The organism is Pseudomonas sp. 1L-B-1-E-C1 (assembly GCF_057291835.1).
Map to the genome: position 1 here is coordinate 1 of NZ_JBXAWN010000005.1, position 22,489 is coordinate 22,489.

General features: G+C 59.9%; 19 protein-coding genes. 9 read left to right on the forward strand and 10 right to left on the reverse strand.

All coding sequences use genetic code 11. The features are described from left to right. Nucleotides 1-489, forward strand: a 489-nt coding sequence (locus AC0Z4S_RS10030; protein WP_485622862.1) for an integrase core domain-containing protein, incomplete at its 5' end; no start/stop codon positions are given. Between the two features lie 907 nt (nucleotides 490-1,396). Here the strand turns inward: AC0Z4S_RS10030 and AC0Z4S_RS10035 are convergent. Beyond that, a complete protein-coding gene (locus tag AC0Z4S_RS10035) occupies nucleotides 1,397-1,996 on the reverse strand; it encodes an FMN-dependent NADH-azoreductase (protein ID WP_485622863.1) in 600 nt (199 codons plus the stop codon). Nucleotides 1,997-2,225: 229 nt separating this feature from the next. Continuing rightward, nucleotides 2,226-2,540 carry a 3-phosphoglycerate kinase gene (locus tag AC0Z4S_RS10040; RefSeq protein ID WP_485622864.1) on the reverse strand — a complete coding sequence of 105 codons (315 nt, stop codon included), beginning with the start codon at nucleotides 2,538-2,540 and terminating at the stop codon, nucleotides 2,226-2,228. Between the two features lie 49 nt (nucleotides 2,541-2,589). Between AC0Z4S_RS10040 and AC0Z4S_RS10045 the strand changes: the two genes are divergently transcribed. The 4 genes from AC0Z4S_RS10045 (at nucleotide 2,590) to AC0Z4S_RS10060 (ending at nucleotide 6,819) form a co-directional block, all read left to right on the forward strand. Then, a complete protein-coding gene (locus AC0Z4S_RS10045) occupies nucleotides 2,590-3,513 on the forward strand; it encodes a PA3225 family LysR-type transcriptional regulator (protein WP_016771199.1) in 924 nt (307 codons plus the stop codon). 14 nt (nucleotides 3,514-3,527) lie between these two features. Then, nucleotides 3,528-4,331 (forward strand): alpha/beta fold hydrolase, encoded by an 804-nt coding sequence (locus tag AC0Z4S_RS10050; protein ID WP_485622865.1) that lies wholly within the window; start codon nucleotides 3,528-3,530, stop codon nucleotides 4,329-4,331. Between the two features lie 3 nt (nucleotides 4,332-4,334). After that, the gene (locus tag AC0Z4S_RS10055; RefSeq protein WP_123442891.1) at nucleotides 4,335-4,898 is read left to right on the forward strand and encodes a peptidylprolyl isomerase; all 564 of its coding nucleotides are present in this window, start codon (nucleotides 4,335-4,337) and stop codon (nucleotides 4,896-4,898) included. 88 nt (nucleotides 4,899-4,986) lie between these two features. After that, nucleotides 4,987-6,819 (forward strand): ABC transporter ATP-binding protein, encoded by a 1,833-nt coding sequence (locus tag AC0Z4S_RS10060; protein WP_485622866.1) that lies wholly within the window; start codon nucleotides 4,987-4,989, stop codon nucleotides 6,817-6,819. A gap of 120 nt (nucleotides 6,820-6,939) precedes the next feature. Here AC0Z4S_RS10060 and AC0Z4S_RS10065 read toward each other — a convergent pair whose 3' ends face one another. Continuing rightward, nucleotides 6,940-8,064, reverse strand: coding sequence for a GNAT family N-acetyltransferase (locus tag AC0Z4S_RS10065; RefSeq protein WP_485622868.1), 1,125 nt, complete (start codon nucleotides 8,062-8,064; stop codon nucleotides 6,940-6,942). Nucleotides 8,065-8,346: 282 nt separating this feature from the next. On the opposite strand from AC0Z4S_RS10065, the gene AC0Z4S_RS10070 reads away from it, so the two are divergent. Then, complete coding sequence (locus AC0Z4S_RS10070) at nucleotides 8,347-9,669, forward strand: putative porin (protein WP_485622870.1); 1,323 nt, start codon at nucleotides 8,347-8,349, stop codon at nucleotides 9,667-9,669. Between the two features lie 165 nt (nucleotides 9,670-9,834). Here the strand turns inward: AC0Z4S_RS10070 and AC0Z4S_RS10075 are convergent, their stop codons facing one another. From AC0Z4S_RS10075 to aceK, 5 genes are all read right to left on the reverse strand, one after another. Beyond that, nucleotides 9,835-10,074: an anti-sigma factor family protein gene (locus AC0Z4S_RS10075; RefSeq protein WP_485622871.1), complete on the reverse strand. Its 240-nt coding sequence runs from the start codon at nucleotides 10,072-10,074 to the stop codon at nucleotides 9,835-9,837. Beyond that, a complete protein-coding gene (locus tag AC0Z4S_RS10080) occupies nucleotides 10,068-10,679 on the reverse strand; it encodes an RNA polymerase sigma factor (RefSeq protein WP_253505156.1) in 612 nt (203 codons plus the stop codon). The genes AC0Z4S_RS10075 and AC0Z4S_RS10080 overlap by 7 nt, the downstream gene beginning before the upstream one ends. 135 nt (nucleotides 10,680-10,814) lie before the next feature. Beyond that, a complete protein-coding gene (locus AC0Z4S_RS10085) occupies nucleotides 10,815-11,936 on the reverse strand; it encodes a beta-ketoacyl-ACP synthase III (RefSeq protein ID WP_485622872.1) in 1,122 nt (373 codons plus the stop codon). Nucleotides 11,937-12,257: 321 nt separating this feature from the next. After that, nucleotides 12,258-16,169: an ATP-dependent RNA helicase HrpA gene (gene hrpA, locus AC0Z4S_RS10090; RefSeq protein ID WP_485622874.1), complete on the reverse strand. Its 3,912-nt coding sequence runs from the start codon at nucleotides 16,167-16,169 to the stop codon at nucleotides 12,258-12,260. A gap of 273 nt (nucleotides 16,170-16,442) precedes the next feature. After that, complete coding sequence (gene aceK, locus AC0Z4S_RS10095; protein ID WP_485622875.1) at nucleotides 16,443-18,164, reverse strand: bifunctional isocitrate dehydrogenase kinase/phosphatase; 1,722 nt, start codon at nucleotides 18,162-18,164, stop codon at nucleotides 16,443-16,445. 214 nt (nucleotides 18,165-18,378) lie between these two features. On the opposite strand from aceK, the gene AC0Z4S_RS10100 reads away from it, so the two are divergent. Further along, nucleotides 18,379-19,278 (forward strand): DMT family transporter, encoded by a 900-nt coding sequence (locus AC0Z4S_RS10100; protein WP_485622876.1) that lies wholly within the window; start codon nucleotides 18,379-18,381, stop codon nucleotides 19,276-19,278. Nucleotides 19,279-19,403: 125 nt separating this feature from the next. Here AC0Z4S_RS10100 and AC0Z4S_RS10105 read toward each other — a convergent pair whose 3' ends face one another. After that, nucleotides 19,404-20,267 (reverse strand): DMT family transporter, encoded by an 864-nt coding sequence (locus AC0Z4S_RS10105; RefSeq protein ID WP_485622878.1) that lies wholly within the window; start codon nucleotides 20,265-20,267, stop codon nucleotides 19,404-19,406. A 447-nt stretch (nucleotides 20,268-20,714) separates the two neighbouring features. Between AC0Z4S_RS10105 and AC0Z4S_RS10110 the strand changes: the two genes are divergently transcribed. Together AC0Z4S_RS10110 and AC0Z4S_RS10115 are read left to right on the forward strand one after the other, a co-directional pair. After that, on the forward strand, nucleotides 20,715-21,260 hold the full coding sequence (locus AC0Z4S_RS10110; protein WP_485622880.1) for a hypothetical protein: 546 nt from the start codon (nucleotides 20,715-20,717) through the stop codon (nucleotides 21,258-21,260). Nucleotides 21,261-21,295: 35 nt separating this feature from the next. Beyond that, nucleotides 21,296-21,457 carry a hypothetical protein gene (locus tag AC0Z4S_RS10115; RefSeq protein WP_485622881.1) on the forward strand — a complete coding sequence of 54 codons (162 nt, stop codon included), beginning with the start codon at nucleotides 21,296-21,298 and terminating at the stop codon, nucleotides 21,455-21,457. Nucleotides 21,458-21,500: 43 nt separating this feature from the next. Here the strand turns inward: AC0Z4S_RS10115 and AC0Z4S_RS10120 are convergent, their stop codons facing one another. Beyond that, nucleotides 21,501-22,439: an aspartyl/asparaginyl beta-hydroxylase domain-containing protein gene (locus AC0Z4S_RS10120; protein ID WP_039760974.1), complete on the reverse strand. Its 939-nt coding sequence runs from the start codon at nucleotides 22,437-22,439 to the stop codon at nucleotides 21,501-21,503. Nucleotides 22,440-22,489: the final 50 nt, after the last annotated feature.

The window sequence follows — 22,489 nt, forward strand, 5'->3', positions numbered from 1 at the left end:
GAAGTCTGGCTGATGAGCCAGGGCATCAAGGTCGGCCACTCCCGGCCTTATCATCCGCAGACTCAGGGAAAACTGGAGCGCTTCCACCGCAGCCTGAAAAATGAAGTCCTGCAAGGCCGGTACTTCGCCGATCTTGACGACGTACAAAGGGCGTTTGATACCTGGCGCGACATCTACAACCAGAAACGCCCTCATCAGGCGCTGGGCATGGCGGTGCCGGCGACTCGTTACAGTGGCAGCCCACGGGAATATCAAGAGCAACCGGCGGAGCCGGAGTACAACGATGCAGATGTGGTCAGGAAGGTACAGGTGGGAGGCGAAATCTTCTGGAGGAATCGGGAGTACAAGATCGGAAAGGCTTTTTATGGCCGGCGCATAGCGATCAGGGAGACGACGGAGGACGGCATCCACGATGTCTACTGGAGTAGGCATCGTGTCGCTCGAATCGACTTGAACTTGCAGATCGTGACGGCAGGTAAGAAGATCTAAAACCGTCCACCATGTCTCCGAACATGTGTCCACCATGTCTCCGGTACATACACTCCCAGAGGGAGAGGGGACTGACCGAGGTGTTTGGGCTAGCTGCGCCGACTTGAGATATCGAATCGAACTCAAGCCTGAAAAAATCAAAAGCCCCTCACCCTGGCCCTCTCCCAGAGGGAGAGGGGACTGACCGAGGGGTTTGGTCGAGAAACGCCGACGTGGCATATCGAGCTGAATGCGGGTCCTGCAAAGATCAAAAGCCCCTCACCCTAGCCCTCTCCCAGAGGGCTAGGGTGAGGGGACTGACCGAGGTGGTTGGGCTAGCTGCGCCGACATGAAATACCGCATCGAATCCAAAAAAGCCAAAAACCGGCCCTTCCCCACTCAACACAATGAGCGTTAGCTCGAGTGCAGCTCTTGATCTTGATCCACCCGCCCCGTCGGCAGGCTGAGTGGAGGGATTGATCCGGGCGTGGGAGCGCAGCGACCGTCTGGCGCAGCCAGACACAGCGGAAGGAGGTGCAGCGAAGCAAACCGGAGCCGCTGCGCCAGGATCGATCCCGCAGCGAAGGAACCCCGAGCCCCAGCGAGCGGGCCGAACGTTGGGGCACAGACCTTTGGTTACTTTGGGCTGGGCCGGCATTCCGGCGTTTGCCAAAGTGACCCGCTGTAAGAGCGGAACCGCCAGCCGCAACACCCGAAAAAACGGATATTCACCCGAACAACAAGAACCTGGTCGGCCCAAAGGCCGCCAAGAAAACCCAGACAAAAAAAAGCCCGATCTCGCTAAAGCGTTCAATCGGGCTACAGCACTCAGGAGCAAAAGTGCAAAGGGAGGTTCGATGCGCGTAAAACCTTGAAGGGGTTGCGCCAGGTCACTAGACCATCCAGCGATTATCTGGCGATTAACCGATCAAGCGACCTGAGACAATTTGGCGTTGGCCTGATTCAGGCCCTTCTCCTGAAAGTCACCGCCAAGGTTCATGCCCTCGGCATGGATAAAGGTCACGTCGTTGATCCCGATGAAACCCATCACCTGACGCAGGTACGGTTCCTGATGATCCGCCGGACCACCGGCATACACACCACCGCGCGCGGTCAACACAAAGGCACGCTTGCCATTGAGCAAGCCTTGCGGCCCGGTCTCGGTGTACTTGAAGGTCACTCCGGCACGCAGCACATGGTCAAGCCAGGCCTTGAGCGTGCTCGGGATCGCAAAGTTGTACATCGGTGCAGCCATCACCAGCACGTCGGCGGCGAGCAGCTCATCAGTCAATTGGTTGGAACGATCCAGCGACGCTTGTTCGCTGTCGTTGCGTTGTTCGGCGGGTTTCATCCAGCCACCGAGCAAGTGGGCATCCAGATGCGGCACCGGGTTCACGGCGAGGTCACGCACGGTGATCTGATCGGCAGGGTGCGCGGCTTTCCACTGAGCGATGAAGGTCTGGGTCAGTTGACGGGAAACCGAATCTTGCTGGCGGGCACTGCTTTCGATGATCAGAACGCGGGACATGGTGTGTAGCCTCCATCCGAGAATGTTGTAAGTCGATGGAGTGAAGGTTAAACAGAGTCGAATCGATGAAAAAGCGCAAATAATTGCTGCAAAGCATCGAATAATTAGTTTAGATGCACCAGATCCCTGTGGGAGCGAGCTTGCTCGCGAAGGCGGCGCGTCATTCAACAATGATGTCGGCTGATAGATCGCCTTCGCGAGCAAGCTCGCTCCCACAGGGGAATACCGCTCACTTGGGGGTGCAGGTCAGTTTGATGCGCAGCTTGATGATCTCGCGGGTGAACTTGGCCGTGGCGTTTTTATGTTTGCCGGCAGGAACATCGATGCTGCGCGTTCGCGGTGCTTCCGGGCCGTTGCTGAATACCGCACGGCAGGTCGCATCGACGTCACCGTAATTGGCCACGCGGATCGAGCCGATGTCGTTGTCCGTGTCGTAAGTCTCGTAATCGATCTTCATGCTGTTGAGATCCTTCTGCACATCGATCGGATAGGCAAACGCGGTCAACGGCAGCAGCGCCAGCACCACACAACAGAATTTTTTCATTCGGCAGTCTCCATGAGGGACGGCCAGCTTAGGACAAGAGGAGCTATTGATGAAAGCGCCCCGCGTGACCCTTGATCAATGGCGAACGTTGCAGGCCGTGGTCGACCACGGCGGTTTCGCCCAGGCCGCCGAGGCCCTGCACCGTTCGCAATCGTCGGTAAGCTACACCGTCGCCCGCATGCAGGATCAGCTCGGCGTGCCGTTGCTGCGCATCGACGGCCGTAAAGCCGTGCTCACCGAAGCCGGCGGCGTGTTGCTGCGCCGTTCCCGGCAACTGGTGAAACAGGCCAGCCAGCTGGAAGACCTCGCCCATCACATGGAGCAAGGCTGGGAAGCCGAAGTGCGGCTGGTGGTCGATGCCGCCTACCCGAGCGCGCGGATCGTCCGTGCCCTGACCGCGTTCATGCCGCAGAGTCGCGGCTGCCGCGTGCGGCTGCGCGAGGAAGTATTGTCAGGTGTCGAGGAAGTGCTGCTCGAAGGCGTGGCGGATCTGGCCATCACCGGCCTGAGCATTCCGGGCTACCTCGGCGCGGAGTTGAGCGATGTCGAGTTCGTCGCCGTCGCCCACCCGGATCACCCGCTGCATCGGCTCAATCGCGAACTGAGCTTTCAGGATCTGGAAACCCAGATGCAAGTGGTGATCCGCGACTCGGGGCGCCAGCAGCCGCGCGATGTCGGCTGGCTCGGCGCGGAACAGCGCTGGACCGTCGGCAGCCTCGCCACCGCCGCGACCTTCGTCAGCAGCGGCCTGGGTTTTGCCTGGCTGCCGCGGCACATGATCGACCGGGAACTCAAGGATGGTTCGCTCAAGCTGCTACCGTTGGACCGGGGCGGCAGCCGCAACTCCAGCTTTTATCTGTATTCGAACAAGGACAAACCCCTGGGCCCGGCCACACAAATCCTCATCGAGTTGTTGCGCACCTTCGACACCTTGCCGCTGGACGCCCCGTTTGCCGCACCTGAACAAGCCTGACACGGAGTTCACCGATGGCCTATTTCGAGCACGAAGGTTGCAATCTGCACTACGAGGAATATGGCCACGGTGCGCCGTTGCTGCTGGTTCACGGGCTCGGCTCGAGCACCCTGGACTGGGAAATGCAGATCCCGGCGCTGGCCGCGCACTACCGGGTGATCGTCCCGGACATTCGCGGCCACGGGCGCTCGGACAAACCCCGCGAGCGCTACAGCATCGCCGCATTCAGCGCCGACATGCTGGCCTTGATCGAACACCTGCGCCTCGGCCCGGTGCATTACGTCGGGCTGTCGATGGGCGGGATGATCGGCTTTCAGTTGGCCGTCGATCAGCCGCAAGCACTCATCAGCCTGACCATCGTCAACAGCGCACCTCAAGTCAAATTGCGCAGCCGCGACGATTACTGGCAGTGGTTCAAACGCTGGAGTCTGATGCGCCTGCTCAGCCTGGAAACCATCGGCAAAGCCCTCGGCAGCAAACTTTTTCCCAAGCCGGAACAGGCCGATCTGCGGCGGAAAATGGCCGAACGCTGGGCAAAAAACGACAAACGTGCTTATCTCGCCAGCTTCGATGCGATTGTCGGCTGGGGCGTTCAGGAACGACTTTCCCGGGTGTCCTGTCCAACGCTCGTCATCAGCGCCGACCGTGACTACACACCGGTGGCATTGAAAGAAACCTATGTAAAACTGCTGCCGGATGCGCGGCTGGTGGTCATTGACGACTCGCGCCATGCCACCCCGCTCGATCAACCCGAACGTTTCAATCAAACGCTGCTGGATTTTCTCGCCACAGCCGACCTTCACTCTCAGGATCACTGACCCATGCTGAAAAAACTCGCCCTCGCCGCCGGCTCCGTACTGTTTGCCGCCAACCTGATGGCTGCCACCCCGGCCAAGGCGCCGCATGTGCTGCTGGACACCACCAACGGCCAGATCGAAATCGAACTGGACCCGGTCAAGGCGCCGATCAGCACCAAGAACTTCCTTGAATACGTCGACAGCGGCTTCTACAACAACACCATTTTCCATCGCGTGATCCCGGGCTTCATGGCTCAGGGCGGCGGCTTCACCCAGCAGATGCAACAGAAAGAAACCAAGGCGCCGATCAAGAACGAAGCCAGCAATGGCCTGCACAACGTTCGCGGCACCCTGTCGATGGCGCGCACTTCCAACCCTGACTCGGCGACCAGCCAGTTCTTCATCAACGTTGCCGACAACGCCTTCCTCGATCCGGGCCGTGACGCCGGTTACGCGGTATTCGCCAAAGTGGTCAAGGGCATGGATGTCGTCGACGTCATCGTCAACTCGCAGACCACCACCAAACAAGGCATGCAAAACGTGCCTGTCGACCCTGTGATCATCAAGTCGGCCAAGCGCATCGACTGAATTTCGCCGGGCATATCGAGCGGCGCCGGGCTGAGCCTGCGCCGCTCGCACTGATAAAAGGAGAGCCCGGATTCCGGGCGGTTATCTGATGCTCTATCGCCGTTTCGAACAACTGATCGATATCTTCCGTGACGCCCCGACGGCGTCCCCGCCGGACCGCGTCTGGCCCTTCTACATCTACTACTTGAAGCAGGTCTGGCCAAGTTTTGCCGCCCTGCTCGTCGTCGGCCTGTTTGCCTCGCTGATCGAAGTGGCGCTGTTCAGTTACCTGAGCCGCATCATCGATCTGGCGCAAGGCACGCCCAACCCGAATTTCTTCAGCGACCATGCCCTCGAATTGACCTGGATGCTGGTGGTCGCCCTGGTGCTGCGACCGATCTTTTTCGCCCTGCACGACTTGCTGGTGCACCAGACCCTGAGCCCCGGCATGACCAGCATGATCCGCTGGCAGAACCACAGCTACGTGCTCAAGCAGAGCCTGAATTTCTTCCAGAACGACTTCGCCGGGCGCATCGCCCAGCGCATCATGCAGACCGGCAATTCATTGCGAGATTCTGCCGTGCAAGCGGTGGACGCGCTGTGGCACGTGGTGATCTATGCGATCAGTTCGCTGGTGCTGTTCGCCGAGGCCGACTGGCGCCTGATGATCCCGCTGCTGACCTGGATCGTCGCCTACATCGGCGCGCTGTATTACTTCGTGCCGCGCGTGAAAGAGCGTTCGGTGGAAGCCTCGGATGCGCGCTCGAAACTGATGGGGCGCATCGTCGACGGCTACACCAACATCGCCACGCTGAAGCTGTTCGCTCACACCAACTTCGAACAGCACTACGCCAAGGAAGCCATCGAAGAACAGACCGTCAAAGCGCAAATGGCCGGTCGCGTGGTCACCAGCATGGACGTGGCGATTACCACCATGAACGGCCTGCTGATCGTCGGCACCACGGGGCTGGCGTTGTGGCTGTGGACGCAGTCGCTGATCACTGTCGGCGCGATTGCCTTGGCCACCGGGCTGGTGATTCGCATCGTCAACATGTCCGGCTGGATCATGTGGGTAGTCACCGGTATTTTCGAAAACATCGGCATGGTTCAGGACGGTCTGCGCACCATCTCGCAACCGGTCAGCGTCACCGACCGCGAGCAGGCCAAACCGCTGGCCGTGACCTCGGGCGAAGTGCGTTTCGAGCACGTGGATTTTCACTACGGCAAGAAGCGCGGGATCATCGGCGACCTCAACCTGAACATCAAACCGGGCGAGAAAATCGGCTTGATCGGCCCGTCCGGCGCCGGCAAATCGACCTTGGTCAACCTGTTGCTGCGCCTGTACGACGTCGAGGGCGGGCGCATCCTGATCGATGGGCAGAATATTGCCGAAGTCGGTCAGGAAAGCCTGCGCGCGCGGATCGGCATGATCACTCAAGACACCTCGCTACTGCACCGCTCGATCCGCGACAACTTGCTTTACGGCAAACCCGACGCCACCGACGCCGAACTTTGGGAGGCGGTGCACAAGGCGCGCGCCGATGAGTTCATCCCGCTGCTGTCCGACGCCGAAGGTCGCACGGGTTTCGATGCGCATGTCGGTGAGCGCGGGGTGAAACTGTCCGGCGGTCAGCGCCAGCGCATCGCGATTGCAAGGGTGCTGCTCAAGGACGCGCCGATCCTGATCATGGACGAAGCCACCTCGGCGCTGGACTCGGAAGTCGAAGCGGCGATTCAGGAGAGCCTCGAAACCCTGATGCAGGGCAAAACAGTGATCGCCATTGCCCACCGCCTATCGACCATCGCACGCATGGATCGGCTGGTGGTGCTGGAAAACGGCAAGATCGCCGAGAGCGGCACCCACGCCGAATTGCTCGCCCATCGCGGTCTGTATGCGCGGTTGTGGGCGCACCAGACCGGAGGCTTTGTCGGCATCGACTGATGCCTGGCGGTGCGGTGAAAAAACTGTGGGAGCGAGCCTGCTCGCGAATGCGGTGGATCAGCGACAAATTCGTCAACTGACCCGACGCTTTCGCGAGCAAGCTCGCTCCCACAAGGGGATTCAGGTTTGGCGGTAGGGCAACGCCGTTCTTGCTTCTTCGGCATACGCCAGCACGCCGGCGCGCTCTTGCTGGAGAAAATCCTTCACCGCCGCTTTCAGCCCTGGATGGCGCAGGTAATGCCAGGAATGGGTGATCACCGGTTCAAAGCCGCGAATCAATTTGTGCTCGCCCTGCGCCCCGGCATCGAAACGCTGGATGCCGTGGGCAATCGCGTAATCCATGCCCTGATAGAAACACGTCTCGAAATGCAGCCGATCAAACTCGGCCAGGCAGCCCCAATAACGTCCATAGAAACTGTCACCACCGACCAGGCTGAAGGCCATCGCCACCGGCCGTGATCCCTGTTTGGCCAAGACCACGCGAATCGCCTCAGGCATGCGTTCGGCCAGCAGGCTGAAGAATTCGCGCGTCAGGTACGGCGCCTGTCGCCGCACTGCATAGGTGTTGGCGTAGCAGGCGTAAACGAAATCCCACCGCGCCTCGTCCAGCTCACGCCCCTCCAGCCACTCGAACTCAAAGCCCTGCCCCGCCACCTGCTCGCGTTCCTTGCGCATCTGCTTGCGCTTGCGTGAGCTGAGGGCGTCGAGGAAATCCTGAAAGTCGCGGTAATCACGGTTCTGCCAATGATATTGACAGCCGATGCGCTGCAGCCAGCCCGGTTGCTCGGCCATCGCCGCGTCGGTGAAGGGGTCAGTGAAATTGATGTGCGCGCTGGAAAGCCCTTCTATCTCCAGATAGCCGGGCAGGCTCTTGAGCAGTTCAAAACCGTCTTCGACACTGGCCGCCAGCAGGCGCGGGCCGCTCACCGGACTGAATGGCACAGCCGTTAAAAGCTTGGGGTAGTAATCGATGCCGGCCCGCGCACAGGCGTCGGCCCAGCCGTGATCGAAGACGTACTCGCCGTAGGAATGCCACTTGCGATAACTGGGCAGTGCGGCGATCAGTCGACCATCTTCGATGTGCAGTAAATGTTCGGGCTGCCAGCCTGAATGCGGACCAACACTGCCGCTGTCTTCCAAGGCGCTGAGGAAGGCGTGGCGCAGGAAGGGCTGATTGTCCGGCACCAGCGCATCCCAAGTGGCCGGGGCGATTTCTGACAGGTTTTGCAGGCGTTGCAACGGCATTCACTGGCACTCCACAGCTTGGCGACAAAGCCCGGCGAGTATCGCCTATCGCGACCTTGTTGCACACGCTCAATCGGCCGACAGCGCTCTAGGTCGATAGTTCACGCCTGATACGCATCGTCATCAACCTGCCATCACTGTGCCACCGCTCTGTCATAAACCATCGCGATACTGGCGCCTGTTTTTAGAGCGCCGGGTTCTAACCCGGACACAGTTTTCCGGCCTTCGTGTCGGTTGTGCCCAGGATGGTTCAGCCATCCCCTTTCATCTTTGGAGATTGCTATGCGTCTTGCTTCCACGAAAACTGCAGCGGCCCTGTGCGGCGGCTTGTTGCTGGCCATGAGCGTCCCGGCCAGTGCTGCAGTCGACGCCAAACTGCTCGACATGCTCAAGGCCAACGGGTCGATTTCCCAGGCGCAGTACATCGAGCTGCAAACAGAACTGGCCAAGGATCAGAAGGAACAGCAAATCGCCCGGCAGGCGCAGCAGGAAACCAACGAACAAGTGGCGGCGGTCGCGAAGAAGACCAACGAACAGAGTGTGTTCGATCAGAAACTGGCCTGGGCGGCCAAGACCCAATTCAAGGGTGACGTACGCATTCGCCAGGAAACCATCAAGATCGATGGCGAACCGAACAACGGTGGCCGCGACAAGGATCGCCAACGCATCCGTGCCCGTCTGGGCGCCTACACCGAAATCAATCCGCAGGTCGACACCGGCATTCGCATCGCCACTGGCGGCGGCGACGATGCCCGCTCGACCAACCAGGATCAGGACAACTACTTCGACAAGAAGCAGATCTGGCTCGATCTGGGCTACATCGACTACCACCCTGACCAGATCAAGAACCTGCACGTGATCGGCGGCAAGATGCTGCAACCGTGGGTGAGCATGGGCGACGTGATCTGGGACAGCGACATCAACCCCGAAGGTCTGGCCGTCACCTACAAATACCCGTTGGGCAGCAGCGCCGAGCTGTTCGGCAGCCTGGGTAACTACAACCTCAAGGACAACGTGGACGGCGACGGCGTGCAATTCCGCCACGACCTGCGCCTGACCGCTGGCCAGTTGGGCAGCCGCTTCAACATCACCGATAACCTGAAGATGACTTTGGGCGGTAGCGTCTACGCGTACCAGAACGACGAAGACAGCCGCTGCACCGGCACCTCGACGCCGTGCGCGCTGGCAGTCAACGGCAACTCGGCCAACAACGAATTCCGTCTGTATGAAGGGTTCAGCCAGATCGACATCGGCGGCCTGCCAATGCCGCTGTCGTTCTACGGCCAGTACGTGAAGAACAACGACGCCGTGACCGATCAGGACACCGCGTGGTTGCTCGGTGCCAAGTCGAAAGTCTTCGGCTTCAACCTCGACTACAACTATCGTGACGTGCAGCGCAACGCCGTGGTCGGCGCCTTCACCGACTCCGACTTCGCCAACGGCACCACCGGTTCGCGCGGGCACAAGTTCAAGGTCGGTTACGACATCGACAAGAACTTCGCCGTCGGCGCCACGTACTTCCTGACCAAGGCCGACTTCGCCAGCCGTGGCCAGCGCGATGCAGACGCCAACACCCTGCAACTGGATGCCGAAGCGAAGTTCTAAAAAAGTGATAGCCCGGTGCGGGCGGGACGATCCCCATCATCCGTTCGTTTCATCCGCACCGCGTTTTTGTGTGTAGGAGCTGACGAGTGAAACGAGGCTGCGATCTTTTGATCTGTCCTGAACAGCAAGATCAAAAGATCGCAGCCTCGTTTCACTCGTCAGCTCCTACGGGGAATTGTCCTCGCGGCGTTGCGCCGCGAGGCGTTCGGCCAGCGCATCGACATTCTCGTCCGGTTGTTCCGGCAGCGCTTTGAGCGTCGCCTGCATCAAACGCATCTGCCGCATGAAACGCCGGCAGTTGGGGCAGAACAACAGGTGATGACGCACCATCAGCGTCTCGCGAAAGCTCAGTTGGCCGTCGAGATAATCGCTGGATCGTGCCACTTGCTCCTTGCAGGTCAACATTCTCCTGTCTCCTCAAAATGTTCCACGGTCGCAAAGACCTTCAAACGTGCCCGGTGCAGCAGCACGCGGACATTGGAGAGCGAGATCTCCAGAAGATTACAGATTTCTTCCAGCTCCAGGCCCTGGCGTTCGCGCAACAGCAAGACACTGCTCTGCAATTCTGAAAGGCTCAGCAACGTATGTTCGAGACATTCGCGCAGTTCGTTTTCAGTGAGCAGCGCTTCGGGGGTGTCCTGATGCCAGGCAAAAGGCGCGACCAGCCAGTGACCGTCGCTCGAAGAAAACCGATCGTCGTCGATGGTGCCGTGAGGCGATGGCAGGTCGTCGAGCAGGACCTCCCGACGATTGAGCTTGTAGCGACTCTTGGCCGAATTGGCGGTGATGGTCAGCAGCCAGGTCTTGAGGCTGGAACGGCCTTCGAAGCTGGCCAGATGGCGCACCACCGACAGCCAGGCATCCTGCACCACTTCCTCGACATGGCGCTGGCCGACAATCGCGTAAGCCACCGCGCGCATGGCGCTCTGATATGTCGTGACCAGTTCCTTGAAAGCCTGTTGCTCTCCCGCCAGCAAGCGCGTGAGCAGTTGGGTGTCGTCAGCCGCCATCCATCAATCCCCTTGTCCGGACTTCGAAAATGAACGCGGCAGGTGTGCACCTGCCGCGACGTCCGAAAAATTACAGCGTTTCAGCCGCTTCGAATGTAGGAAAGATCGACGCGATGAAGGGGAAATTAACCTGTTTCAGCGTTTACGCAGCAGCACGCTACCAATCGAGTAACCGGCACCGAACGAGCTGAGCACCGCAAGCGAACCCGAAGCCAGATCATCCTGATATTTATGGAAGGCAATGACCGAACCGGCCGAGCTGGTGTTGGCATAGCTGTCGAGAATCACCGGCGCTTCTTCTTCGGTAGCTTCGCGGCCGAGCAGCTTGCGCACGATCAGGTGGTTCATGCTCAAGTTGGCCTGGTGCAGCCAGAAACGTTTCACGTCGCCAACATTGAGCTGGTTTTCTTCCAGGTGCTCGCCGATCAGCTCGGCAACCATCGGGCAGACATCCTTGAACACCTTGCGGCCTTCCTGCACGAACAGCTTGTCGCGCGCGCCGATGCCCTCTTCCGCCGCACGGTTGAGGAAGCCGAAGTTGTTGCGGATATTGTTGGAGAACTTGGTCAGCAATTTGGTGCTGACCACGTCGAACTGGTACGGCGAGGTCGCCAGATCCGCGCGCTCGATGATCACCGCAGTCGCGGCATCGCCGAAGATGAAATGGCTGTCGCGATCACGGAAGTTCAGGTGCCCGGTGCAGACCTCCGGGTTGACCATCAGGATCGCCCGCGCCTGGCCCAGTTGCACGCTGTTGGCGGCGGCCTGGATGCCGAAGGTGGCCGAAGAACACGCCACGTTCATGTCGAAACCGAAACCCTGAATGCCCAGCGCTTCCTGGACTTCGATGGCGATGGCCGGATAAGCGCGTTGCAGGTTCGAACAAGCAACGATAACGCCGTCGATGTCAGCGGCAGTCTTGCCAGCACGTTGCAGGGCTTGCTCAGCGGCGCCGACGGCCATCTGGCACAGCACCGACCATTCGTCGTTGGGGCGCTCCGGCAGGCGCGGAGCCATGCGTTGCGGATCGAGGATGCCGTCCTTGTCCATGACAAAACGGCTCTTGATGCCCGAGGCTTTTTCGATGAACGCAGCGCTGGATTCGGTCAGGGCCTGGACTTCACCGCTGGCAATGGCCTCGGCGTTATCGGCGTTGAACTGGGCGACGTAGGTATTGAAAGACTGCACCAGCTCTTCGTTGGAGATGCTGTTGGCCGGTGTGTACAGGCCGGTGCCGCTGATGACGACATTATGCATGGTCGTTTCTCTAATCTGTTCAGGCAGAAAGTGCTGGAACCGTCGTACCAACACGCAAAGGGTCTATTCCCATCCGGGGGACGCAAACCTGGCATCGTTTTATTCCGCGGCGCGACACGGCCGAAGGCTCTGGGTCGCGAAACGGCGGGTTATGGTCGCGAAGTTTGCCATAAACGCAGGATTTTGGCGCCTTCTCCTGCTCAACGCGATCCCTGTAGGAGCTGCCGAAGGCCGCGATCTTTTGATCTTGACCTTTTAAAAAGCAAAATCAAAAGATCGCAGCCTTCGGCAGCTCCTACAGGATCGTTGCAAGACGCGAAGTCAGGGCTCGACCTGGCTCCACTGCTTGCTCAGGCGTTTGTCGGAAATCGGCACTTTCGTCCCCAACTGCTGGGCAAACAGCGAAACGCGGTATTCCTCCAGCCACCAGCGGTACAACTCCAGCTGCGGATCGCGCTTGCCTTCCTGCGCGTGCTTGGCCGCGCGGGCCTGGTATTGCGCCCACAGACCCGCGAGTTCGCCGCTCCAGACCCGATCTTTCTGTACCTGCGCGCCGAGCTTCTCGAAACGCTGCTCGACCGCTTTCAGGTAACGCGGCAGCTCTTTAAGCCACTGCATCGGCGTCTCGCGGACAAACGCCGGATAGACCAGATTGCCGATCTGCTGCTTGATGTCATTCAACGCCACCGCTTGCGCCAGATCGATCTTGCCCTTGAAGCGTTTTTGCAGACCGTGCCAGATTTTGAGAATCTCCAACGTCAGCCGCGCAACCCGCTCGGCGTGCTCGGTCCAGCTGCCGCGCTTGCGCTCGGCCAATGCCGCCAACCCGGCGCCATCACGAGGCAACGGGTCTTCGCCTTCGAGAATGCAGCTGTCGAGGCTGGCCAGCAGAATGTCTTCGACCAGCGCATCAACCCGGCCCAGCTCACGATAAAGCAGACCCAGTTCAGTCTGCCCAGGCAACTTGCCCCGGAGGAATTTTGCCGGCTCGGCCAGTTGCTGCATCAACAAGCGCTGCAAGGCGCGACGATGCTGGAACTCCGCCTCGGCCGGCGTAGAGAAGCGCCCTTCCTTGACCGTGCCGCCCTCTTCCACCAGCGCTGGGTACACCGTCATCGACAGCCCGGCGATCTTCTGCTGGGTCTTTTCCGCCACCGGAGCGAAGACTTTCGCCTCGACCGGTTGCTGACTTTTCGCACTCTGCGGCACCGCCAGCGCGGCCTGGCTGGCTTCGGCGAAGCGTGCGGTCAGCTCGGCCAGATCGCGACCTTCGCCGAGGAACTTGCCCTCGCCGTCGACGATTTCCAGGTTCATGCGCAGATGGCTTTCAACCTGCTGCGCGGCTTCCGCCCACGCCTCATCACTCACCCGCGCGCCGGTCATGCGCAGCAGTTCGCGACCGAGCGCTTGCGGCAGCGAACCTTCGGCGAACGTCATGCGCTGCAGCGCGGCTTTGATGAAGTCCGGCACCGGCACGAAGTTCTTGCGCAGGGCTTTCGGCAGGTTACGCACCAAGGCAATGCACTTGGCCTCGATCAGGCCCGGGACCAGCCATTCCAGACGCTCCGGCGGCAACATCGGCAGCAGCGGCGCCGGCACGCGCAAGGTCACACCATCGCGCGGGTGGTTGGGTTCGAAGTGGTAAGTCAGGGCCAATTCCAGATCGCCGATGTGCAGCGTGTCCGGGTAATCACGGGCGGTGACTTCACTGGCCTCGCGGGCCAGCACGTCTTCTTCGCGCATGATCAGCAACTGCGGGTCTTTCTGGCTGTTGACCTTGTACCAACTGTCGAAGGTCGCGGTCTGGTGGATCTCTGCCGGCAGACGCGCATCGTAGAAGGCATAGAGGGTTTCTTCGTCGGCGAGAATGTCGCGACGCCGAGCCTTCGCCTCAAGCTCGTCGAGCTGCTCAAGCAGTTTCTGATTGGCGCTTAGGCATTTGGCCCGCGACTGGATCTCGCCGCGCACCAGCCCTTCGCGGATAAACAGCTCACGGGAGACCACCGGATCGACCGGGCCGTAATGCACCGGGCGGCGACCGACCACGATCAGACCAAACAGGGTGATTTGCTCGTAGGCCACGACCTGGCCGCGCTTCTTTTCCCAGTGCGGTTCGAAGTGGTTTTTCTTGATCAGGTGCCCGGCCAGCGGCTCGATCCAGTCGGCATCGATCTTGGCGACCATGCGCGCGTAGAGTTTGGTGGTTTCCACCAGTTCGGCGGTCATCAGCCACTGCGGACGCTTCTTGCCGATGCCCGACGAGGGGTGAATCCAGAAGCGCCGTTGCCGCGCGCCGAGGTAATCGCCGTCTTCGGTTTTCTGGCCGACCTGGCTGAGCAAGCCGACCAGCACCGCTTTGTGCAGCTTCGGATAATCCGCCGGTTCTTTGTTCAAGCTCAACTGCATGTCGCGGCAGATCAGGCTCAACTGACGATGGGAATCACGCCACTCACGCAAACGCAGGTAGTTGAGGAAGTTCTTCCGGCACCAGTTACGCAGCGGGTTGGCGGTCAGCGCCTGGCGCTGCTCTTCAAAACCCCGCCACAGATTGACCAGTCCGGCGAAATCGGAATCGGGATCCTTCCATTGCGCATGGGCCTGATCCGCCGCTTGCTGACGCTCCGGCGGACGCTCGCGCGGGTCCTGAATCGACATCGCACTGGCGACAATCAGCACTTCCTGCAGGCTGCCGAGCTTGGCCGCTTCGAGCAGCATGCGGCCCATGCGCGGATCCACCGGCAAGCGCGCCAACTGTCGACCGAGCGGCGTCAGCTGGCTGTTGCGATCCACCGCCGAAAGCTCTTGCAGCAGGTTGAACCCGTCGCTGATCGCTTTGCCGTCCGGCGGTTCGATAAACGGGAACGCGGTGATTTCGCCGAGACGCAGATGGAGCATCTGCAAAATAACGGCGGCGAGGTTGGTGCGCAGAATTTCCGGGTCGGTGAATTCCGGACGACCGAGGAAATCCTCTTCGCTGTACAACCGCACGCAGATGCCCGGCTCAACCCGTCCGCAACGACCTTTCCGCTGATTGGCGCTGGCCTGGGAAATCGCTTCGATCGGCAAGCGCTGGACCTTGGCCCGATAGCTGTAGCGACTGATGCGAGCGGTACCGCTGTCGATCACGTAACGAATGCCCGGCACGGTCAGCGAAGTCTCGGCGACGTTGGTCGCCAGCACCACACGGCGGCCCGGGTGCGACTGGAAGATTCGCTGCTGTTCGGCCGGCGACAGACGCGCGTACAGCGGGAGGATTTCGGTGTGCTTGAGCTGGGCCTTGCGCAGCATGTCGGCGGCGTCGCGAATCTCGCGCTCACCGGGCAGGAACACCAGCACATCACCCGGACTGCGGCGTTCGCTGCGCTCGTAGGCGGCGATTTCGTCGAGGGTGGCGAGGATCGCCTGATCGACGGTGAGGTCGTCCTCGACCCGGTTGCCCTCTTCGTCCTGCTCCAGGGTCAGCGGCCGGTACCAAGTGTCCACCGGGAACGTGCGACCGGACACTTCAACAATCGGCGCATCATCGAAATGCTTGGAGAAACGCTCCAGATCGATGGTCGCCGAGGTGATGATGACCTTCAGATCCGGACGCCGTGGCAGCAGGGTTTTCAGGTAGCCGAGGAGGAAATCGATGTTGAGGCTGCGTTCGTGAGCTTCGTCGACGATGATCGTGTCGTAGCGTTCGAGGTAGCGATCGTTCTGGGTTTCCGCCAGCAGAATACCGTCGGTCATCAGCTTGATCAGGGTGTTGGCATCGCTCTGATCTTCGAAGCGCACCTGATAGCCGACCAGCGCACCGAGGGGCGTGCCGAGTTCTTCGGCGACGCGGCTGGCGACGCTGCGCGCGGCGATCCGACGCGGCTGGGTATGGCCGATCAGACCGTGCTGGCCGCGACCGATTTCCAGACAGATTTTCGGCAACTGGGTGGTTTTGCCCGAGCCGGTTTCGCCGGCGATGATCAGCACCTGATGTTGCTCGAGGGCCTTTTTGATCTCGTCGCGTTTGGCCGCGATCGGCAAACTGTCGTCGTAACGAATCACCGGCAGGCTGGCACGGCGCGCCAGCACCTGATCACAGGACGCCTGCATCCGCGCCACCCACTGGGCCAGCTTGGCCTCGTCGGGTTTCTTGCGCAGCTCAAGCAACTGCCGCCGCAGCCGGTGACGGTCGGCGAGCATGGCGTGATCGAGGTTTTTCAGCAGTTTGTCGATGGAGGGCGATTCGTCGGTCATCGGGTAGGCAATTCGGTCGTCTGTTTATGCAGGGGGCGGATTGTCGCAGATTTGCGGGATTTGTGGCGTGTCAGGGAGAGAGCTGCCCTCACCCTAGCCCTCTCCCGGAGGGAGAGGGGAGCGATTGGGGGATATTTCGCAGATGCATCGACCTGAAGGCCCCCTGCCGAATCCATGATCGCCAAGCTCTTTCAGGTCGGAGCTTGACGCAAGACACCTCGGTCGGCCCCCTCTCCCTCCGGGAGAGGGCTGGGGTGAAGGGCTCTTGATTCGCTACTCGCTGTCCCGGCCTTTACGCCGATACGGAAAGACATCAATCACTTTCCCGGCCCGAATCGCCTCCTGCAAACTCTTCCAGTAATCGGCGTCATACAACTCGCCATGCAACTGATCGAACAACTTGCGCTGTCCCGCATCGGCAAAGAGAAACGGTGGAAATTCCTCGGGAAACACATCCAGCGGGCCGATCGAGTACCACGGCTCTGAGGCCATTTCGTCCTCCGGCGTGCGCGGTGCCGGAATGTGGCGGAAGTTGGCTTCAGTCAGGAAGCAGATTTCGTCGTAGTCGTAAAACACCACCCGTCCGTGACGGGTGACGCCGAAGTTTTTCAGCAGCATGTCGCCGGGAAAGATATTCGCCGCCGCCAGCTGCTTGATCGCCAGGCCGTAATCCTCCAGCGCTTCACGTACCTGGGCGTCGTTGGCATTTTCCAGATAGAGATTGAGCGGAGTCATCCGGCGTTCGGTCCAGCAGTGGCGGATCAGCACGGTTTCGCCTTCGACCGACACCGTGGACGGCGCGACCTCAAGCAATTCCTCCAGACATGCAGGATCGAACTTGCTCAGCGGAAAGCGAAAGTCGGCAAACTCCTGGGTATCGGCCATGCGTCCGACCCGATCAACGCTTTTCACCAGTCGATACTTTTCGATCACCGTGGCGCGGTCGACGTTTTTCGACGGCGAAAAGCGGTCCTTGATGATTTTGAACACGGTGTTGAAACCCGGGAGGGTGAACACGCTCATCACCATGCCGCGCACGCCCGGGGCCATGATGAACTGGTCGTCAGTGTTGGCCAGATGATTGATCAGCGCGCGGTAGAACTCGGATTTGCCGTGCTTGTAGAAGCCGATCGAGGTGTACAGCTCGGCGATGTGCTTGCCCGGCAAAATGCGCCGCAGAAAGCCGATGAACTCCGCCGGCACCGGCACATCGACCATGAAGTACGAACGGGTGAACGAGAAGATGATCGACACATCGGCTTCGTCGGTGATCAACGCGTCGATCTGAATGCCGCGACCTTCGCGGTGCAGCAGCGGAATCACCAGCGGCCATTGCTCGTCGCGGGTGTAGATGCGCCCGACCAGGTAGGCGCCTTTATTGCGGTAGAGCACCGAGGAAAACAGCTCGACGCTCAGCTCCGGGTCCTTGCACACCCAGTCCGGCAGGTTTTCGCGCAACTGCCCTTCGAGCCGCAGCAAGTCGCCGGGCAGATCGGCGTAATCCTCGCTGAAGCGGTAATCGGCAAAAATGTTCGCGAGCATGGCGGATAACTGGCCCTGCGGCTTATACGTGCGGGTTTGCGCAGCGCGGGCTCGGCGCAGGCTCGGGCGCGTGGTGTGGATGAACATGCAGCCGTCGCTGATCAGATCGTGGCTGAACAACCCGCAAAAAATCGAGTTGTACCAGGTCTCGGAAAGCTCATCGTCGAAGCGCAGATCGATAACACTGATATAGGCGCTTTTCACCAGCGGCCAGCAGCTGACGTTCATCAGGGCTTCTTCGTCGAAATACTCGCGAAGGCGGGCAACGGTTTCGCCAACCTTTTCCTCATACAGACTGATCCGCGCCGCCGACGCGGCCTGCGCCTCCTGCCAGCGCGCCTGCTCGAAGCGCTCCCGCGCGCCATCGGTGATGCGACGGAAATGCTCGCGGTAATCGTCGAAGCCGGCGAGGATCATCCGGGCGATCTCGGTGGCTGGCCATTGCTGCGACATAGATTAAACCTCAGCGGGAATTCGATTCGTCTGAGCTTAGTCACGGATCGGCTCGCAGGAAAAGTGCAATTTCTGCCAAAACCGATACAGGGCAGACCGTTGATGCGCTTTCTCGGGCCGATGCATCGGCAGGCAAAATTAAAAGCCCGAATAGCGGTTGCCATGATCCGGACGCTCGGCAACACTCTCGTCCCGATCAAGGAAGGAGCCCGCCGTGAGCCCTGTCGATATTTTCCGTATGTTGTCGCTGGCCGCTATCTGGGGCGCGAGTTTTCTGTTCATGCGCATCATCGCCCCGGTGATCGGCACGATCCCGACCGGATTCTTTCGCGTGTCGATCGCGGCCGCCGGGCTGTTGGTGATCCTTGGGCTGATGCGCATCAGCTGGGATTTCAAGGGCAAGCTGAAAACCGTGATGCTGCTGGGCGTGATCAATTCGGGAATTCCGGCGACGCTGTATTCGGTTGCAGCCCAAGTACTGCCGGCCGGCTACTCGGCGATTTTCAATGCCACCACGCCGCTGATGGGCGTGTTGATTGGCGGCCTGTTCTTTAGCGAAAAACTCACGATTGCGAAGCTGGGCGGCGTATTCCTCGGCCTGCTCGGCGTCGGCGTGCTGACGCGCGCCGGGCCCGTGGCCTTCGATCTGCAATTGCTGATGGGTGCGGTCGCTTGCCTGCTGGCGACCACTTGCTACGGTTTTGCCGGATTTCTTGCGCGGCGCTGGCTGGATCAGGCCGGTGGGCTGGACAGCCGTCTGTCGGCACTGGGCAGCATGCTCGGGGCGACGTTGTTTTTGCTGCCGTTGTTCGCCTACAGCACGATCACTGCGCCGCCGGTCAGTTGGGGCGGCTGGCATGTCTGGCTGTCGTTGCTCGGCCTGGGCCTGGGTTGCACGGCGTTTGCCTACATCATCTATTTCCGCCTGCTCAGCTCGATCGGCCCGGTGAAATCGATGACCGTGACCTTCATGATCCCGCCGTTCGGCGTATTGTGGGGGGCGTTGTTGCTGGATGAGCCGTTGTCGATGGCGCACGTTTATGGCGGGTTGCTGATTGGGGCGGCGTTGTGGCTGGTGTTGAAGCCGGCAGTGGTGAAGCCTGCAAAGGTGTAAGTCCGTTAGATTGTTTGTGTCGCAAATATTCGCCAGCACGCTCGCTCCCACAATGGCAATACTTTCATCTGTGGGAGCGAGCCTGCTCGCGAAAGGCGGCGCAACAAGCGCCGCCTGCCCTTCTTCTAACGGGCCTTACGGAACACAAAAGCCAACCCAACAATGATCAGCAACATCCCCAGCACACTCAACGCCGCCAGCCGATTGCCGAAAATCAGGTAATCCATCACCGCCGTCACCGCCGGCACCAGATAGAACAGGCTGGTGACGTTCACCAGATTGCCCTGCGCGATCAGCCGATACAGCAACAATGTCGCCAGCACCGAGACCACCACGCCCATCCATAACACCGGGACAATGAAGCCTGCGCTGTGCTCGAAGTGAAACGGCTGGAACGGCACGAACACCGCGCACAGCAACAGCCCGGCCAGATATTGCACCGGCAGCGTGCCGAGTGGATTGTCAGTGATGCGCTTCTGCATGATCGAGCCCAGCGTCATGCTCGCCAGCGCCAGCAAGCCGAACAACATGCCAGCCCAGGACATCCCGGCCAGACCGATGCCCTGATAAACCACCATGATCAGCCCGGCCAGCCCCAGCGCCAGGCCGAACAGGCGGCTCGCCGAACGCTGGCGCTCCATCAGCACCACCGTGAGAATCGGCTGAACGCCCATCAGAGTCGCCATCACCCCCGGCGTGACTTTGCAGTCGAGCGCCAACAGATAAAAGATCTGATAAGCCCCGAGTAACACCAGTCCCGTGGCGATCGCAAACAGCATCGGCTTGCCACCCTCGGGCAACTTCAACTTGAGCAGCGGCGCCAGCAGCACCAGCCCGCACAGGGCGATCGCGAAGCGAATCAGCAGAAAGGCAAAGGGCGAAGCGTGCGCCAGGCCCCATTTGGAGAAAATCGCCCCGCTGCTCCACAGCAGAACGAACAGGCTCGTGGACGCCGCCGCGAGCGCGGATTGTTTCGAAAGGACAAACATGAATACCACCTGTAGTCAGGCAAAAAGCCAACTCAGCCGGAGCTGAAATCCAGTAGGTTTTTCTGGCGGGCGCAGGGGTCGGCAGAAACTGCCGATCAGCCCCGGACACCAACGCCCGGCGGCGCTACGACTGCGCACACCGGCGTACTACTGACAGGTGGAGGGTAATGACTGATCTGCACAGGCTGCTGATTCCCGCACGGCACGACGCCAGCGTTGACCGCTGAATCGACTACCGCGTTGATGAGGGATGCAGGCATGAAGGCAGATCTTTATTTAGGAAATGAAGGCGTGAGCATGGCGCTCAAGCGGGCTGACTATAACCAGCCCGGGACACAGATTGCAATGACTTGGGCAAAGGGCCGCTAGCGACAGTCTGGCGCCGGCTGATTAGGGTAGATGGAGGTGGCAACGGATTGTCAGGAGACATGGAATGCAAGAGATCATATGCCAAGGGAACGGACGTATTTGCGGTATCAGGTTTATCGGTCAGAGGCGAGGAAGCGGGCCGCTTCGCAGATTGCCGGCTTACAAGGCCAACTCAAGGCGGCCGACGCTTCGATTATGGATTTATCTCTGATTCGGTTCGAACCGATAAACAGGCATGCGCTGAATGCTTTTGAAACATGGGAAGAACCCTGCTTTGTCTGGCACGAAGTCATCGCGTGGAAATCACGTGAACCACGCGCATTGGACATCTCTATCTGGTTCGACGGGCAGCTCTGCAGCCTGTGTTTTGCGAACCCGAACAATAGTCGACGAAGATTACGAGTTGTGAGATTGGAAGGGCGCCCTGGCGGAACACATCCTTTGAAAAATCGGATAGGACTACTAGCGATGATGGTAATTGAGCAATACGCGCATTTCGTTGGCTGCGAAGTTATCGAAATACAAGAGCCGCTGGACGGTGCGATACCCGTTTATCAGAAGCTGGGTTTCAGCTACGACATCGAAGGCCGCCTTGTCAAAACCTTGGAGAATCCAGTACTGTGAAAGCCAATCAATTACTGATCAAACCGGGAGGCGACATGAAGAAAGCGAAACAGAGACCTCCCGAAGCACTGGTCAGATCGCTGAAAACCAAAAGACTGGCTGATCAAGAATTGACCGCTAATCAACGGCGTCTGTTGCAACTGCTGATCACCGGTATCGAAGATGAGCCCTCGGTGCTGGCCGCTGGCCGATTGTGAAAAAACCGCTCCTGAGGAGCGGTTTTTTATTTCTGATCCAGCCTCAACCAAACAACCAATACCCCAGCAACGTCAGCACCAGCACCGCCAGCACCGGGCGCATGACGCGGTAGGCCTTGGGATGGCGGCGTTTCCACTGTTTGACCACGCCGCTGAAACGGTCGCTGAAGTTCTTGCTCCAGGCATAAGCCTGGTTGATCCCGCCGACGCGTTCATCATCAAGGTTCTGCGGCGCAGTGGCGCGGCCGAGCCAGCCGCTGATGAAGCGGTTGATGCGGGTCATCAGGCGGTTGCTCAGCGGGCGTTCAATGTCACAGAACAGAATGACGCGAGTCTGATCGGTTTCATTCTTGACCCAGTGCACGTAGGTCTCGTCGAACATCACGTCATCGCCGTCGCGCCAGGCGTAAACCTGACCGTCGACGAAGATCCGGCAATCGTCAGAGTTGGGTGTCGACAGACCGAGGTGATAACGCAGGGAGCCGGCAAACGGGTCACGATGCGGGTTGAGGTGACTGCCACCCGGAAGCAGCGCGAACATCGCGCCCTTGACGTTGGGAATGGCGCTGACCAGTGCCACGGTTTTCGGGCACAGGGCTTCGGCCGATGGCAGCGGTTTGTCGTACCACTTCAGATAGAAGCGCTTCCAGCCCTTCTTGAAGAACGAGCCAAAACCGGCGTCGTTGTTCTTTTCGGCGGCGCGAATATAGCCCTCGTCAAACAGATGCATCGCTTCGTCGCGGATGGTTTCCCAGTTGTCGCGCAGAACATCCAGTTCCGGAAACTTGCTGCGATCCAGATACGGTCTGGACGGCACTGCGGAGAACAGGTACATCAAGGCGTTGTACGGGGCGAACAGCGCCGAGTGGTTGACGAACTGGCGCAATACCGGCAAACGCGCCTTGCCGCGCAAATGCACATAGAGCGTGCTGCCCAGAAACAGCAACAGCACAAACGCCTTGGCGGCAAACGAAACGGTCATCAACGACTCCTTGAATAAAGACAACGCTGCGCAATGCCCTTTTCCCGGCA